This window comes from Parabacteroides sp. AF21-43, assembly GCF_003635435.1.
Taxonomy (GTDB): Bacteria; Bacteroidota; Bacteroidia; order Bacteroidales; family Tannerellaceae; genus Parabacteroides; species Parabacteroides distasonis.
Map to the genome: position 1 here is coordinate 38,861 of NZ_QTMG01000032.1, position 15,118 is coordinate 53,978.

Annotated in this window: 17 protein-coding genes; 14 read left to right on the plus strand and 3 right to left on the minus strand. The window is 44.5% G+C overall.

The genetic code is table 11. From position 1 onward, the window contains the following. The 3 genes from DWX84_RS18265 to DWX84_RS21705 all read left to right on the plus strand — a co-directional run bounded on the left by DWX84_RS18265 (position 1) and on the right by DWX84_RS21705 (position 3,111). Positions 1-1,341, plus strand: a complete 1,341-nt coding sequence (locus DWX84_RS18265; protein WP_005868865.1) for a sugar phosphate nucleotidyltransferase — start codon at positions 1-3, stop codon at positions 1,339-1,341. Between the two features lie 355 nt (positions 1,342-1,696). After that, positions 1,697-2,344 carry a hypothetical protein gene (locus DWX84_RS18275; protein ID WP_005868866.1) on the plus strand — a complete coding sequence of 216 codons (648 nt, stop codon included), beginning with the start codon at positions 1,697-1,699 and terminating at the stop codon, positions 2,342-2,344. Positions 2,345-2,955: 611 nt separating this feature from the next. Further along, positions 2,956-3,111, plus strand: a complete 156-nt coding sequence (locus tag DWX84_RS21705; protein ID WP_005868867.1) for a hypothetical protein — start codon at positions 2,956-2,958, stop codon at positions 3,109-3,111. Between the two features lie 44 nt (positions 3,112-3,155). Here the strand turns inward: DWX84_RS21705 and DWX84_RS18285 are convergent, their stop codons facing one another. From DWX84_RS18285 to mobC, 3 genes are read right to left on the minus strand one after another with little or no spacing between them, the layout of a single operon-like run. Beyond that, positions 3,156-4,139 (minus strand): hypothetical protein, encoded by a 984-nt coding sequence (locus tag DWX84_RS18285; protein WP_005868869.1) that lies wholly within the window; start codon positions 4,137-4,139, stop codon positions 3,156-3,158. 27 nt (positions 4,140-4,166) lie between these two features. Continuing rightward, positions 4,167-5,567, minus strand: coding sequence for a relaxase/mobilization nuclease domain-containing protein (locus DWX84_RS18290; RefSeq protein ID WP_005868870.1), 1,401 nt, complete (start codon positions 5,565-5,567; stop codon positions 4,167-4,169). After that, a complete protein-coding gene (gene mobC, locus DWX84_RS18295; protein WP_008770294.1) occupies positions 5,564-5,902 on the minus strand; it encodes a plasmid mobilization relaxosome protein MobC in 339 nt (112 codons plus the stop codon). Before mobC ends, DWX84_RS18290 begins: the two co-directional genes overlap by 4 nt. A 403-nt stretch (positions 5,903-6,305) precedes the next feature. Here mobC and DWX84_RS18300 point away from each other — a divergent pair, with 403 nt between their 5' ends. From DWX84_RS18300 to DWX84_RS18350, 11 genes are all read left to right on the plus strand, one after another. Further along, on the plus strand, positions 6,306-7,004 hold the full coding sequence (locus DWX84_RS18300; RefSeq protein WP_005868872.1) for a ParA family protein: 699 nt from the start codon (positions 6,306-6,308) through the stop codon (positions 7,002-7,004). Positions 7,005-7,008: 4 nt separating this feature from the next. After that, positions 7,009-7,491 carry a DUF3408 domain-containing protein gene (locus DWX84_RS18305; protein ID WP_005868873.1) on the plus strand — a complete coding sequence of 161 codons (483 nt, stop codon included), beginning with the start codon at positions 7,009-7,011 and terminating at the stop codon, positions 7,489-7,491. A 692-nt stretch (positions 7,492-8,183) separates the two neighbouring features. Continuing rightward, on the plus strand, positions 8,184-9,314 hold the full coding sequence (locus DWX84_RS18310; RefSeq protein WP_005868874.1) for a hypothetical protein: 1,131 nt from the start codon (positions 8,184-8,186) through the stop codon (positions 9,312-9,314). A 244-nt stretch (positions 9,315-9,558) separates the two neighbouring features. After that, a complete protein-coding gene (locus tag DWX84_RS18315) occupies positions 9,559-10,152 on the plus strand; it encodes a Crp/Fnr family transcriptional regulator (RefSeq protein ID WP_005868875.1) in 594 nt (197 codons plus the stop codon). 309 nt (positions 10,153-10,461) lie between these two features. Continuing rightward, a complete protein-coding gene (locus DWX84_RS18320; RefSeq protein ID WP_005868877.1) occupies positions 10,462-11,040 on the plus strand; it encodes a conjugal transfer protein TraO in 579 nt (192 codons plus the stop codon). Positions 11,041-11,058: 18 nt separating this feature from the next. Next, positions 11,059-11,271: a hypothetical protein gene (locus DWX84_RS18325; protein WP_005868879.1), complete on the plus strand. Its 213-nt coding sequence runs from the start codon at positions 11,059-11,061 to the stop codon at positions 11,269-11,271. After that, positions 11,268-11,612, plus strand: coding sequence for a hypothetical protein (locus DWX84_RS18330; RefSeq protein WP_005868881.1), 345 nt, complete (start codon positions 11,268-11,270; stop codon positions 11,610-11,612). The genes DWX84_RS18325 and DWX84_RS18330 overlap by 4 nt, the downstream gene beginning before the upstream one ends. 18 nt (positions 11,613-11,630) lie before the next feature. Beyond that, positions 11,631-11,975: a hypothetical protein gene (locus DWX84_RS18335; protein WP_005868883.1), complete on the plus strand. Its 345-nt coding sequence runs from the start codon at positions 11,631-11,633 to the stop codon at positions 11,973-11,975. Between the two features lie 12 nt (positions 11,976-11,987). Beyond that, positions 11,988-12,299, plus strand: a complete 312-nt coding sequence (locus tag DWX84_RS18340) for a hypothetical protein (RefSeq protein WP_005868885.1) — start codon at positions 11,988-11,990, stop codon at positions 12,297-12,299. Then, positions 12,296-14,902, plus strand: a complete 2,607-nt coding sequence (locus tag DWX84_RS18345) for a TraG family conjugative transposon ATPase (RefSeq protein WP_005868887.1) — start codon at positions 12,296-12,298, stop codon at positions 14,900-14,902. The genes DWX84_RS18340 and DWX84_RS18345 overlap by 4 nt, the downstream gene beginning before the upstream one ends. Beyond that, positions 14,895-15,116, plus strand: a complete 222-nt coding sequence (locus tag DWX84_RS18350) for a hypothetical protein (RefSeq protein ID WP_005868888.1) — start codon at positions 14,895-14,897, stop codon at positions 15,114-15,116. The genes DWX84_RS18345 and DWX84_RS18350 overlap by 8 nt, the downstream gene beginning before the upstream one ends. Positions 15,117-15,118 lie beyond the last annotated feature (2 nt).

The following is a 15,118-nucleotide window of genomic DNA, read 5'->3' on the forward strand; positions in this document are numbered from 1 at the left end:
ATGCAAATCATACTGTTATCCGGCGGTTCTGGTAAACGCCTATGGCCGCTTTCCAATAATACACGGTCAAAACAATTTATCAAACTGTTGACTGCGCCCGATGGCTCGAAAGAGTCGATGGTGCAGCGGGTGGTACGGCAATTACGAGAAACCGGCATCTGTGATTCGATTACTGTGGCAACAAGCCAGTCACAACGGGATATCATCATCAACCAGCTTGGAGAAGAGATTCCTGTAGTTACGGAACCGGAGCGTCGCGATACATTCCCGGCTATCGCTCTCGCAAGCTCGTATTTGGCCTACAAACGAAAATGTTCCACCGATGAGATTATAATCGTCATGCCTTGCGACCCTTATACCGAAACAGGTTATTTTGAAACGATTCGCAGGATAGCGGATGCAGTGAAAAACAATGTAGCCGAACTAGTATTGATGGGAATTAACCCCACATATCCGTCAGCAAAATACGGATATGTAGTGCCAGTCAATGATGTACAGAACAAAGGAATATTTCAAGTATCACGCTTTACGGAAAAGCCAGATATGATAACTGCCGAGAAACTTATTTCAGAGGGTGCTTTCTGGAACGGAGGCGTATTCGCTTTTCGGTTGGGGTATATGACAGATATTGTAACCCGACACATCAAAACCGACACTTTTTCAGAAATTCGTTCTCGCTATGGGGAATTTCCGAAAATCAGTTTTGACTACGAAGTCGCTGAAAAAGCGCAGTCGGTAGCCGTCGTACCTTTTGCCGGAGAGTGGAAAGACCTTGGTACATGGAATACGTTGACTGATGAACTATCGGAACACACCATGGGCAATGTTGTCATGGATGAAGAATCCGAAAATACCCACGTCATCAACGAACTTGGACTGCCAATCATGTGCATTGGCACACGGAATCTAGTTATCGCAGCATCAAATGATGGAATCCTAATTTCGGACAAAGATAAAAGCGAGAACATCAAAACTTACGCTGACTGCCTACAACATCGGCCAATGTTCGAAGAACGTCGCTGGGGTGAATACAAAGTTGTCGATACCGCCGAGTTTTCCGACGGTTACAAATCACTTACCAAGCAACTGAAAATCAAATCCGGTAAGAGTATCAGCTATCAGGTACACCGCCATCGCGATGAAGTCTGGACGTTTATCGACGGCGAGGGAGAACTGGTACTCGATGATATCAGGTCGGTTATCAGCAGAGGCGATACGATTACAATCAAGAAAGGTGTTAAACATGCAGTCAGGGCTATCTCTGAATTGACGTTCATCGAGGTGCAGTCCGGAAATCTACTTGCAGAAGAAGACATTGAACAATTTGACTATAAATGGTAAAATCCTTCGTTAAAACCTCTGACAAAAGAATGAAGTTGGTTTACAAGAAAGTTATCGAACCTCAATTAGGCAACCTGATATCCATATTGAAAAAGAAATGATAATCTATAGCATTGATTATTATCAACAAGATCAAGATTGTACTCAATGTGGAAAACATTCGGAATGTATTTGCCGGTAAAATGATAAAATATCACTATCCATATGTAAGTAAGTATATATACCGGACACAGGATCTTGCGAAAGTAGCTTCGTTTTCAGATTCTAAACCGCAGAAACAGCATTACGCAAAAATTAATGGGTTGGAAAAACTTATTATAAATACTGGTAATGAACCTTTTCATTGATTTTTCTAATGAAAAAGACCATCCTTCAATACATGACCGATATCTATCAGGAAGATATTCCCAAACATATCCTTCAAGAAAACAAGATACGCCTGAATTCTTTTTTCCTGGAACAGGAATCCGTACAGAAGAAAGGGACTCAGTTTATATTCAGATATGCATTCTACTCCGTTGAGAAACCCCGAAAGATCACGAAGCAGCATCTATTGAAAGAATATGCAGGGGTGCCTTTGGAAAAAAGGAGCGTACAACCGGAACAAATACCCGATATGAAGCAATATAGTGATATAATACTGTATGGAGATGCCAGCTCTCCTGAAGCACAGCAACAGCTGGCGGAATACCTCCAACAACATAATTCATTAAAAGTCCAGTTGTCTTTTTTTGACAAGAGAAATGATTCCACTAGCAAGGATGAACAAGCCATCGCATATGCGGAACTACAGAAGGCGCTATTTTTTTGCCAAAGAAAAAAGATACCTCTCCTGTTCGTTTCCTTAAAAGGGATGATAGACGACATCCGTTTTCTCAATCTGCTGGAGGAGAGCCATGTCGATTTCAGATGTATCGATTTTCCATGGTTCTGCAAGGAGAATCTGCCTCTGATAAAGGCAGTTGTGCTATATGAAAAGTTGGAAATAAGAATAAATGTATAAGATATCAAGCTTACAGATTGGACTTCAATGTTGCAGCATTGAGGTTTATGAGAAACAATTCTAAATATATTTCTGTTTGGCGAAATCTTATTCTAAAAGGAACTCTAAATAAAAGAATCCACCTTCAGATATCTTTCTTCACTTATCCTCAAAGTATATAATCCAAACATAAATATCAGACCTATTTTCCCTATAACTGAGTAATAAAAAGATTATTCCCCAACACCGTAAACAAAGAAATAACAGAAGCACTTTAAAATGGTGTATCTAACTCACTTTTTTAAGGATAATATCCCTGTTACAGTTATCTGTAGCAGGTGATCCTTTCAAATTGGGCATTAGATGCACCCTTTTCCTTATTCCAACAAATGCGCCTCTTGTAACCTCACCAATTCCCAATACATCTTCAAAAACATCTCCAGATACACCTTCAGACTCGGGAAATAGACGAAAGACTTCCAGCAAAAGAAAGGCACATGAATGGCCGTTCATTCGGAACCTCCATTTCTGGATAGCGTTTCTTTGTCCATCCAAAATAATCTCTATCGGGACAGAACAATAAACAAAAGCATAAATATCAGGCAAAATTGTCCCGATAAAAGAATTATAACATGACTATTGAAGATGAAATCCTCCAATACCTGCACTATCATCCTCTATCAAACAGGGTTGAGATAACGCTTGGGATAACCAATCCTCCCAGTGGCAGGATTGTAAAAAGACTACTGGCCGATGCCGTAACCAAAGGAATGATAGAAGTACTCTAACAATAGTAGTGCCACTATTTTATAAGCAGCACTGCAATTGTTCCTTACCCCAGCAAATGCACCTCCTGTAACCTCACCAACCCCAAATACATCTTCAAGAACACCTCCTGATACACCTTCAGATCCGGGAAATAGACGAAAGACTTCCGGGCAAAAGAGAGGCACGTGAATGGCCGTTCATTCGGAACCTCCATTTCCGGATAGCGTTTCTTCGCCTGGTCAACCGCCATCTTGTTCAGTGAAGCCACGAAGTTAGCCTGGCGTATCGGATTCCATTTCGGGGTTTCAAGAATCACCATCCCATCTTTCCGCTCAGGAATAACCAAATATTCATCCTGCACGTTACGGACGTAATAGCACACAAAAGACAAGGCCTCATAGACATTATCCCCTACATGAATACCGATAACCCGTTCTTCAACCGGTGTACCGGCAAAGCATTCCGCAATCTGTTTCATGGCATACCCATGCAACAAGGCAGCATCAGAAGCCAACAGATAAGCCGGTGCGGTACGCTCTCCTCCCTTATCGATGGCAGCAAAGACAGAAGGACTCCAACAGAGATGGATGAGCTTTCCTTTTTCTTTCTCACGAAGGGAAGCGACACATAAACGGTTATCAAAGACCAAACGGGCTTCTTTCGTTTCCGGATGGAACTGGAACACGTTCCGTACCCTGTCCGGCTTATGGATATCCATCATCAGATAGCCCTGCCAACCGGACACGTGCTTTGTCTTCAAGACGGTTTCGCTTTCCTCCACATCGAAAAGATAAGACAAGAGCTTTTCTCGCTTACAACATACGAAGAGAGAAAGCTCGTCCTGTTCTTTCATCTGCTGCATATCCAAGGAAAGAACAAAAGCCAATTGCCAAGGAGTAAGCTCGGAAAAGCCATGTAATTCAATACAAGACAACGCATCCTTCTCCGGTGAGTAAACGACATATCCCCGGCCACCTATCTCATATCTCAACATGAAATCCCCCTGTTCAGTGGGATGATAATTCTGTAAAACGGTCTGATAATTCATAAAGCAAATATATTAAGTTAGTATTCATCATAATGAGAAATCGGGACCACTCTTGCGTTTCCGTTTCTTTTTGGACGGTATGAGATCATCCTCTTGCGACTTCTTCCCGCTGCCGGTAATGTCAAGTTCCGGAATGGCCATAACTCCCCCACCCTGCATATAGAAAGCCTCACGATCCACCCGCTCACGGAACTCCCCTACCCTATCGATATGTGGCGAGAGACCGACAGCCACACCATCGAAATGCTTCTGGATATTCTGATAAGTGAGCTTACGGGAAAGATCCGCACCTTTAAAGACATGAGCATTTTCCACGTTTTCCATATAAAAGGAAATCCCGTATGCGCCTTTGCTGTTTACATGTTCCGTCACACGGATCGATTCTTCCGCCAACCTTTTCTTAAAATCCTCATAGCCTAAAGAAGCGTTCAATGCCTTAAACACATGGTCATAGAGATAATGCTTCTGTTCATCGGCGCTCATGCCCCGGCCATCAAAACGAATATTACCAAAACGATATTTCTGAGGAAGTGAAACGTCCTTCAGGTAAAAGCCTGAATCCTTGATGCCATAGACATAATAGGATTTGTCCTTCTTGGTGACCAGACGCATATACAATCCTTCTTGTTCCAGGTTCCTTCGGAAATCGGATGTACTTTCGGAAAAAGAGTAGATGCGGTCAAGCTGTTGTAACAGTTCATCCTTGAACAAGGGGTTGAAAAAACCTCCTTTTTCCAGCAATGCGAAAAGGTTGTCATAGCTTTCATCCCCCAATAGGACACGCCATTCTTCATTGGCCAATTTTATTTCTTGCAAGGGTTTATTCAAAGACCGGTATGTATCGGATTGTTCCAGGACAGCCGATACCTTATCCTTGTAATTATAACTACGCATGGCTTTCTTCAAGGCCGCATCGAAATAATAGTTACGGTATTGCGCCTCTCCCAACGTGGTTCTCTTGCCTCCTTCCCTTTCCAAAGGCAACAGACCGTACTTCTGCTCCAGTTCCCTTGAGATCTTTTCGGAACGGCTGTAATTATTTCCGGAAGGAATGCTTTTGCCTTCTTCATCAATTGTGGTCAGCAGCACATGCACATGGCTGTGTGCCTTGTCGGTATTTAGGACAACGGCATAACAGGACTTTCCGTACCCCATCCTCTCGATATATTCCCCGGCAAGAGAAAGCCACTGTTCATCGGAAAGGCTTTCTCCCGGATAGAGGCTCAGAATAAATTCCGCATAAGGTAGTTTCACCCGGTCATTCAACTGGGAGATAAGTTTCATGTAGGCTGGCATGGCGGCCAGTTCGTCACCAGTGGAGGTGTAAAGCACTTTTCCGTTTCCTTCCTTGACCTTGGAAAGCTGGTATTCAATTTTCCGGCTCATGGACAGGTGGGATGAGAAAGAAGGTTGTATCTCGGCTATCATAACAATTTCCGGTTAATGGTTTCTACATCCGAAAGGTATTGGTTAATCCGATCCAATGAATACAATATATTTTCATCGGACGGAAGCGTATTGATATGTTTGGCAAGCTGGTTGATATTGGCTCCTATTTTACGAAGTTCATATATCATTTGCACATCGGTTTTCGATATGCTTCTGCCTTTCAAGGCAGACTCTCTGATAAAGGAAGAAAGGGATTTTCCCTCTTCCTTTGAACGTTGAAGAAGCTGTTCTTTCTCGGCTTCCGTCAAGCGGATCTTTATACTTATATCTCGATTCTCTTTCATATATACAGAGTATGTGAGTGTAACGAACATTGGTCGGCAGCTCGGCTGTCGCAAGGTTTTTTGTACCCACAAAAACATACCTTGCATTAGCAAAGATATACAATAATACTCAGCTGTGAAACAAAACCAGACAAAAGTCTTGATTTCTTAATCCAGATTAACCGCTCACTTTGTTACAAAGTAACTACGCACATTGTAACAGGCGAACGGAAAGCCATTAGTTACAAAATACATAATTACTAATTATATTATTACAAAGTATGAACATACATACTTAATTATAAGATTAAGTATGTACATATTTATATTTATATTTATATATGTAATTACTTATACAATTAAGTAAAAAAGTGTATAATAAATTAATTATAAAAGTATGCAATTATTTAATTTATTATTTATATATTTGCGCACATACTTAAAAACGTACATTATGGGACAAATATTACCAGGAGTAGTCGTAGCTTTTGAGAATCCCAAGGGCGGGGTAGGGAAGTCTACGCTGACAGCTTTGTTTGCAGGTTATATTCATTCGCAGTCAAACGAAGAGGGGGGCTTATCCATTGCCGTGGTGGATATCGACGACATGCAGAACACTATCGGAAAATTACGTGAGGACGAAGCCGAGGACGGAATCATGAAAAAGGAAGAAGAATATGAGGTTATCAATATCTCTTCCTCAGAGTTCATCAACCAACTGGATTTCCTTCAGGACAATTACGACATTATACTTGTCGATTTTCCGGGTAACCTGAAACAAAACGGTGTAGTTGAAACGCTGCACTTCGTTGACGTGATCATCATTCCCTTCGAACCGAACCAGACCGATTTAAGACCTACATTGACCTTTTACTATAACATCTATGAAGGGATTATCGAAAGCCGTCGAAAGATTGGTAAAAAGACTACCGTGCGTGGTGTTATGAACCGTGTTCTTCCGAATGTGCTGGAGTTCAAAGAAATTTTGAAAAATAAAAAAACCTTGCCTTTCGAGTTGATGCAAAACTACATCAAGGATTCAAGGGTTGACTATCAACGCAATTTAAGTACGCTGAGTAAAGCGTACCATCATCCCTGTGATGCTTTCTGTGAAGAGGTATTGGAATTAATCTGTAACCATATAGGAGAATAAAGCTATGGCAACCAACAAAGAAAGGACATCATCAGCCGCCATGAGAAAACTCTTGCTGCAAAGCGCCAGTAAGAAAGAGCAGGAAATCCAGCAGATCGGAAGTGTTGCGGAAAGCACTATCCCCCAACCTGCGATTGAGCACCCCATCCATGAAGAGGTGAAAGAATCGGCTCCAGTCAAAGAAACCGTCCAAGAACCTCAGCCGGAACAAATGGAAAAGCCGGAATCCAAACCTTCCGTGCAGTCTTCTCCAAAAACAGAAGAAAGCAAAGTCTGCGGAAAAAAATTCTCGGAATATCTGGAAGAGCGAAAATTAAAGAACACCGAAGTAATCCGGATATCCAGCGAAACCCACAGAAAGCTGAAGCAGATTGCTATGGCCACTGGATTAGGAATGCACAACATCGCAAACAACATTCTTGAAGACATATTGACCAGCCATAACAAGGAGATTCAAGCGATACTGAAGAAGTATATGAGCATCTGATTCTACTTTCGGAAAAATATATACGCCTGTTCGACTGCATCCGTCGGGCAGGCGTTATTTTTGCACACCGTTTTAGTGAAGGCCGGCATTGAACCGGGACACTTTTACACAACTGCGGAAAAATCCCTTTGCCTATTATCCTGGACAATATGTTAAAGAATTCAAACCTCTACTTGTTTCCACCTCAAAATTTTTTCCGAAAGTAAGAATACGGTAACAAAATCATTTCTTCGTTTTATTTAGGTTTTTAGGGATTTAAGTATTTGTGGGACACTTTTACACAACTAATAAGGGAGGTTTTCCGTATAATCAACTATATTATTGCAAGTTAGCACTTACTGGCATCTTCTCGTAACCGGGACACTTCTGCACAACTAACCGACTATTCGGGACACTTCTGCACAACTGAACAGGAAAGTCGGGATACTTTTACACAACTAGAATCTGCATTCGGGACACTTTTACACAACTAAATCAGGAATCCGGGACACTTCTGCACAACTAAACCGGCCATTCGGGACACTTTTACACAACTGGGGGATCGGAAACAGCCGTAGTCGGGACACTTTTACACAACTAAATCAAGAAACAGCACGAAAAAAATGCTTTGGAATCTTCATTTATAGGGAGTTAGATTCACTATCTCCGTAAAAAAACGTATCTTTGCATCAGTAAACAACAAGTGTCCGCCTATGAAGGAAAGTAATACACAAAAAGAGTTGAGCAGAGTCCCCAGGACTCTCAGCGAGTCTTCCAACACGAAAGTATTGGAAGTTCTATTTGATGCAGGCGGCACTGTCATGTCTGACATTATCATTTACGTGGCATCTTCACAAATGAAAGATCTGTTCGGCGACTGCTGGTTCTCCATCAACGATTTTTGTGAGGTCATGGGGTATGAACGAACCAAGTTGCAACGAAAACTGACCGAGAAGCAGCTTGATTTCCTGTTCAGCAACCAACGTCCGGTATATATCACCGAACAGAACGGCCAAAAGATAGAGCATCCGATAGAGAACACCTTTGAAGCGGCGTTATACCGTTTAGGGACATCCAACCTCAGTGTAGCATACGCCATGAACGGCAAGACGCAATATAAGTTCATTCAAATACTGGACCGCTTTGAGATAAAGGATAACTTCGGCACGAAAAAGCGCACCAAGCGGAATTACAACGTGCATCTGAGCAAAGATCTGATGAATACTTTGCTTACCGAATACAATCTGCTGGAACTGAAAGACTACCGTAACCTGCCCAACCGCAAAGGCTACCGCAAGTTTTATCTGAACCTGGCGAAAATGATTTACCTGATCAAGTATAAGATTGACCAAGGACAAGCACCTTATTTCACCGTTACGGTTGACCAACTTGCCAAGGAATTTGATGTAACGGTAAAGGACAACCATGACCGGAAGAAGAAGGTGACCAGCATCTTAAACGGTATCAACAAAAAGCTGGAGAGAACCAAATTCCAATACCAGTACATCAAAGGAAAAGGGGAGAAGTGGCCCTACACCGTACAGTTTTTCTTTGACCAGGAAACATTGGAATATTTCGACGAAAAGATAAAGGCGATACTGACCTCGCAATATCACGATGCGCTTAAATCATGCTTCTTGTTAAACAAGAAAGGCATTCCCGTGAGCAGACATTATCAATATAAGGATTTCTTTAAATTGGGAACCGGCGAATATTATCATGAATTTACCGCATGGCTTTATTCTGAAGAGGACAAGGAGATTAAGGAGAACATCTACCGGGATATCTATATAAAGGTAGTAGGCATTCGTCCAGAAGACCTTGCCGTCAACTTAAATCCCTAAAAGTTGGAACAAAAACCATAAAATAGTATCTTTGCAGCGGATTGTCAGAAAATTGGCAGCCCGCTTTTTACATACGTCCGTCTGTCTAACAAAAGAGTGGCATCTATCGTTAAGGAATTAACAACAACAGGCGCATGCCTGTACCAGTATGAAACTGGTACGGGGCGTGCCTTTGTTGTTGGAACGCCACGTCCATGTTAGAGGGTACGTTTCCGTACCCTTATATAAACATAAAACAAATTCAATGGTTCAAACAATTGCCACCCTGATAGATGAGACGCTCATGGTAATGGGCGCCCATCTTCACGTGCGGATGACAGACGAAGAAAAGGCGTATCTTGATGCTCATTTCGAGCTTATCCATATCAAAAAGGGAGAACACCTCGTCACCAGGGGCGAGGAAGTATGCTACCTCTATTATCTGGAATCCGGCATCGTCCGGTTATGGTTTCCGGACAAAGAGAATAGAGAGATTTCAGCACGGTTTATCCAAGCCAAAGAGTTCATCAATTTTTTCCTTTCACATGAAGAACACCATGCCCACTACAATATCAAGGCATTGGAGCCATGCAAGATCTGGAGATTGCCCAAAAAAGATCTTCATCAGCTATATGAGTTATCCATCAATTTCAACAAGCTGGCCAGAATACATTTGGTAAGATCCATCAACCGCAAAATAATAAGGGAAGAGGAGTTTTACACACTGGATGCCGAAGCGCGTTACAAAGCGCTTTTGGCCAATGAAAAATGGCTGTTACGTTCAATACCCTTAAAAGACATAGCAAGTTATATCGGCATCACGCCACAAGCATTGAGCAACATCCGAAAGCGCATATAAACCAAACCCTATAAGCCGGGCAGGACAGTTTTACACAACTAATCCTATCCGGCTTTTTTCTGTAGAATTATTCCACACCTGCCGGTTTACGGCACATGTATTTTTTAATGCACATTAAATAAACACGAAAGGCCCTTTAAAAGCCCTTCATAAAATTTGTCCTCCCGTATATAATCTATATGTTTGGAGCGAAAACAACGCGATAAGCACCTTGATTCGGTTCTGCCGACAGGAATCCGCGTAAATTGGAAACACCGTATGAGACAAATAGAAAAATATATAACATTAATAACCTAAAGAGTAATTCCCATGGAACACATCAGACTGACTGCTATCAGCCTTAGCCTGCTGTTATGCACCGTAAGCGCTTTTGCGCAACGCCATTATGAGAACATCCCGGCACTTGAATTGAACTACGGCACTAACCTGTTCGGCAATGCAGGCAACTATTACAACCTGTCCTTTTCCAGATACATCAACCGGACAAGCTATTGGAAAGCCGGGTTTAGCTATTTTGAGAAACCTTACGAATATACAGCCAACCTACCGCAAGTCTCTACCTTGAACCCGGAAGAAACGATTCCCGAAACGATACATGACAAGGGTAAGGACTTTTTTGTGGACGGCGGTTATTACAGAACCCTGGCCTGCAACCTGAAATCCGTTTACTGGGGCATCGGCCTGGGAGGATTCATCGGTACAGAATACGTCCGCCACCCCGATAAGGAATACAACTTCATCATCGGCCCGAAACTGGAAACGGAACTGGAAGTATTCATCCTGCCCCGAACGGCATTGCTTGCCCGCATACAACAACATTGGAATCCCCTATCCATTGACAAGTGGAACACTGTCTGGAACGTAGGAATAAAGATACTGCTCTACTAACCGACAAATCATATCACCATGCTTATTATCATATTGTTAGCCGATACAAATGTATCCGGCCTGATCTCCTTATACCGTGAAATAGGCGCCATGCTGATAGGGGTAGGCTTTCTATGTGCCGGACTAGCGGTACTTAAAAAGCTGATAAGCAACCACGAGCGCACCAAAGAGGCCATCATCACCTATATCACGGCATTGGTCACTTGGCTCATTATCTGGCAACTCTTATGAACGTAGTGGATTTGATACTGGTTGCCATACTCGCCTGTGTCACGCTTCACTTTTACTTTCGGAAAAAGAAGAAAGCACTTTCTTCCGGAAAGGAGAAAGAGAAGCCGATAAGGGAGGCGGTGCGCAAGGAAGGGCAGGAGAGAGCCTGTCCGGTCATCTGCGTGGTATTTCAGCCTGAGCTGGAAGAAGAGGAATTGGCTGCCGAGATAGCCGATATGTACCTGCATGGAAGAGCCTACTACTACTCAGGCAAACCACTGCCGGAACAGCCGAAAGAAGAGCCCATATCCATCAAGTATAAGGATGTGCAATGGGAGAGACTGAAAACGATTCATGTTTAATTAAAAAATAGGAACAAAATGAAAGCAATCGAAAATGTAAGAGAAAAAGCGAACCAAGTCATTAACCGCTATGGAAAGGTTATCTTCACCTTTCTCATATTCTTCACGCTGTTGGGAACGGCACAAGTGGCGGAGGCACAAAGCGGCCTGAAGATTAACAGCCTATCCGAAGTGACAGACAAAGCCAAAGAGGGTGCGGACACCATTCTGGACGTAGCCAAATACATTTTGGCGGCGGTACTCGGCATCGCTCTGGTCTTTGTCATCTATTCGCTTGCCACGAACAATCCCCATGCCAAGGAATACCTGCTCGGCTGGATCATCGCCGTGGTAGTCATCATGGTAGCCTTCCTGATTATCTAAAAACGAAGAGCCATGAGAACCATGCGTAAAATCAACAAGCCGATCAAGTTCTTCGGTCTGTCATCGGGACAGTTCGCCATCTTCATGCTGCTGACGGCCATCATCATCATCGTGAGCATATTCAAGCAGCTGCACCCGATACTCATCATCGGAATCATTTCCGCCATTCTGTTTCTATCCGGTCTGCTGTTCCAAACCTTGAAAAAGGAACACAAGGCCGGTAACCCGGACTACCTGACCGGCCTCCGGATCAAGAACGCCACCCCCCGGCAGATAACGGACAAACGGCAGATTTTCAAATTCATCCTAAAACAGCAACCATGATAGGAATCATCATACTCATATCCCTGCTAATCTGTGCGCTGTGCCTGCTGATTGCTCTGCTGTATATCCGGCAGACAGAGATAGAGGTGAAGGACAAATCCGTGGATCTGGAAAGTGTCTTGCCTATCCAGACCATCACGGAGAACGCCGTCATCAACGGGAACGGTGACATCACCGTCGGCTACCGGCTGCTTCTGCCCGAAGTGTTCACCTTGTCGGAAAGCGAGGCGCAATACATCCATGAGCGGTTGGAGGCTCTTTTGAAGCTGCTTCCGGCAGGCACGGTCATCCATCAGCAGAATTTCTACTATACGGGGCGATACCATCATGCAGAATACTCTTCCAATGCCCTGATAGCGGAGAACAACCGTCATTTCAACGGCAAGGAGATACTGAACAGTTACACCAACCTGTATGTGACGTTCACGAACGGCAGCCGAAACGGTAAGATACGCAAAAGCGCATCGGGCACCTCGCTGATGCGAAAGCTGCACTACCCGTTCAAGCAACCTTATAAGGAATATCAGCAACGGCTGACAGAAATGGAAGCCTTTCTGATGAACTTTGAGAACGGTTTGTCGTCCATCCAGCAGTTTGAGATACGCAAGATGGATGATACGGAACTGAACAACGCCATCTACGACTACGTCAACCTCTCTTACGAGACACCGGAAAACGATGCCACGCAGAAGAGCGTCAACCCTATGGCTGTCAGTGAAAGCGGAAGCATGAAAATAGGGCAGCAGCACGTTTCCATCCTTTCGCTGACCAACGAAGGCGAGCATCTTCAGGAACTGGCCGTGCCGCACACCGGCAAGTCGAAGGCATACGGGGGAAACATAGAGATACCGGACAGCATACGGAGCAAATGCTCGATGCTGTACCCCGTAGGACTTGGCCTGCCGTTCAACCACATCGTAAACATCGTGATAGAGATAACCGATCCAGATGCCACCGTAACGGCCATCGGTGCGGAGAAAGACGCGCTGAACTACATCACCAACTTCTACCCTCCGGCGGCAGAGAAGCAACGCGAGCAGGCAGCCTTCTGCGATGAGATTACCCAGTTCGACTACCAGACCGCCTATACCGCCTTCAATGTCGTGCTGAACGATACAGACCGCACCTCGCTCATGCGGAAAACCGCACTGGTACAGCAAGGCTTCAGCTTTATGAACCAAAGTTCGTGCTATGTGGAGAACGCCGAGCTGTGCAACCTGTTCTTCTGCAACATACCCGGCAATGCCAGGGCCAATTACCGGGGCTTCGTCAACACGACCAAGCAGGCCATCTGCTATCTGCAAAAAGAGGGGATGTACCTTTCGGACGAGAAAGGGCATATCTACCATGACCGTTTCGGTACTCCCGCCAAGATAAACCTCTGGGATTATCCGGCGCTGAACAACAAGAACCGCATCGTTATCGGCCCGTCCGGTTCCGGTAAATCTTTCTGGCTGAACAATTACATCCTGCAAAGCTATGAGCTGGGCCGGGATGTGATGATCATTGACATCGGCGGCTCTTACCGCTCGATGATAGCCTTGAACCGGGGCAAATACTTCGACTCTACCGAGCAGAAGAAATTTGCGTTCAACCCCTTCTTGTGTGACCGTGACAAGAACGGCAAATACCTGTACATCGACACCACGGATGCCGAGTCTGCCGATGACCAGATAAAGACCATCGTCGCCATTATCAGCTACATTTGGAAGGTACGTGAACCCATGCTGCCTGCCGAAAACGCCATTCTCAGGAAATCCGTCATCGGATTTTACGACTATGTGAACAATTCTTCAATAGGAGAGAAGCATGAGCGTATCTTCCCGACGCTGATAACTTACCGGGCTTATCTGAAGGAAGTGTTCAGCAAACGGATGACCGAGTTTGAGAAACAGAAATTCGAGATAGAGGAGCTGTTGCTTTTACTGGAACCCTATACGGACGGAGAGCTGTCATTCCTGCTGAACGCTACCGAGAACGTGGATATCGTGCATGACCGGCTGATAGCCTTCGATATGGAAGATGCCTCTAAGAAAGAGTACTTTCCACTCGTTGCCATCATCACCCTGCAAATGATCGTGGATAAAATCAAGAAACGCCAGGGGTTTGCCAAAGAGCTAATCATCGACGAAGCACTCGACTTCCTGCAAGACGAGAAATTCGGAGACTTCATCGCCTACCTGTACCGAACCTTCCGTAAAAAGGAGGGAAGCATCACGCTGGCCGCACAGAACATCCTGTTTTTGAAAAACATGCCGTCCAGTATCAAGGACTCCATCATCATCAACTGCGCGACCAAGATTATCCTCGACCATTCAGAACACCGGCAGAACCTGCCGGAAGTGAAAGCCGTGCTTTCCATCACGGACGAAGAGGCCTATATGATCGAGTCGTTGCAGCGCACGGAACGCTGGAGAGAGTTTTTCATCAAGATGTCGAACGATGCCTTCATCTTCCGCAACGAGGTGTCCGACTTCGCCGCCGTAGCCTTCGATTCGCGCCAGGCGACAGTAGTACGACTGAAGCAGTTGTTCAACGAAAGCGGCTCGACCTATACGGCCATCAACCGCTATCTGGAGGAAAGGAGGAAAAAGTATGGATGACGCCACCCAAGGGCTGACCGCCCTTCTAGGCTGGTCAACCGACTTCAACGGCAGCGCATACAATCTTGCCGGAAGCATTGCCGCCGCACTTTTGGGCGTTGCGCTCATTTTCGTGGTATGGGCACTCGCCACGAAAAAGGAAAATGCCAAGAGCTATCTGACAGCCTGGCTGGTATGTGTCATATTCACCCTATTATTCATCACCAACAAATAACC

Bases quoted from the DNA above. Each gene is read 5' to 3' on its own strand.
- DWX84_RS18265 (WP_005868865.1), top strand. From the start codon at position 1: ATGCAAATCATACTGTTATCCGGCGGTTCTGGTAAACGCCTATGGCCG.
- DWX84_RS18275 (WP_005868866.1), top strand. From the start codon at position 1,697: ATGAAAAAGACCATCCTTCAATACATGACCGATATCTATCAGGAAGAT.
- DWX84_RS21705 (WP_005868867.1), top strand. From the start codon at position 2,956: ATGACTATTGAAGATGAAATCCTCCAATACCTGCACTATCATCCTCTA.
- DWX84_RS18285 (WP_005868869.1), bottom strand. From the start codon at position 4,139: ATGAATTATCAGACCGTTTTACAGAATTATCATCCCACTGAACAGGGG.
- DWX84_RS18290 (WP_005868870.1), bottom strand. From the start codon at position 5,567: ATGATAGCCGAGATACAACCTTCTTTCTCATCCCACCTGTCCATGAGC.
- mobC (WP_008770294.1), bottom strand. From the start codon at position 5,902: ATGTTCGTTACACTCACATACTCTGTATATATGAAAGAGAATCGAGAT.
- DWX84_RS18300 (WP_005868872.1), top strand. From the start codon at position 6,306: ATGGGACAAATATTACCAGGAGTAGTCGTAGCTTTTGAGAATCCCAAG.
- DWX84_RS18305 (WP_005868873.1), top strand. From the start codon at position 7,009: ATGGCAACCAACAAAGAAAGGACATCATCAGCCGCCATGAGAAAACTC.
- DWX84_RS18310 (WP_005868874.1), top strand. From the start codon at position 8,184: ATGAAGGAAAGTAATACACAAAAAGAGTTGAGCAGAGTCCCCAGGACT.
- DWX84_RS18315 (WP_005868875.1), top strand. From the start codon at position 9,559: ATGGTTCAAACAATTGCCACCCTGATAGATGAGACGCTCATGGTAATG.
- DWX84_RS18320 (WP_005868877.1), top strand. From the start codon at position 10,462: ATGGAACACATCAGACTGACTGCTATCAGCCTTAGCCTGCTGTTATGC.
- DWX84_RS18325 (WP_005868879.1), top strand. From the start codon at position 11,059: ATGCTTATTATCATATTGTTAGCCGATACAAATGTATCCGGCCTGATC.
- DWX84_RS18330 (WP_005868881.1), top strand. From the start codon at position 11,268: ATGAACGTAGTGGATTTGATACTGGTTGCCATACTCGCCTGTGTCACG.
- DWX84_RS18335 (WP_005868883.1), top strand. From the start codon at position 11,631: ATGAAAGCAATCGAAAATGTAAGAGAAAAAGCGAACCAAGTCATTAAC.
- DWX84_RS18340 (WP_005868885.1), top strand. From the start codon at position 11,988: ATGAGAACCATGCGTAAAATCAACAAGCCGATCAAGTTCTTCGGTCTG.
- DWX84_RS18345 (WP_005868887.1), top strand. From the start codon at position 12,296: ATGATAGGAATCATCATACTCATATCCCTGCTAATCTGTGCGCTGTGC.
- DWX84_RS18350 (WP_005868888.1), top strand. From the start codon at position 14,895: ATGGATGACGCCACCCAAGGGCTGACCGCCCTTCTAGGCTGGTCAACC.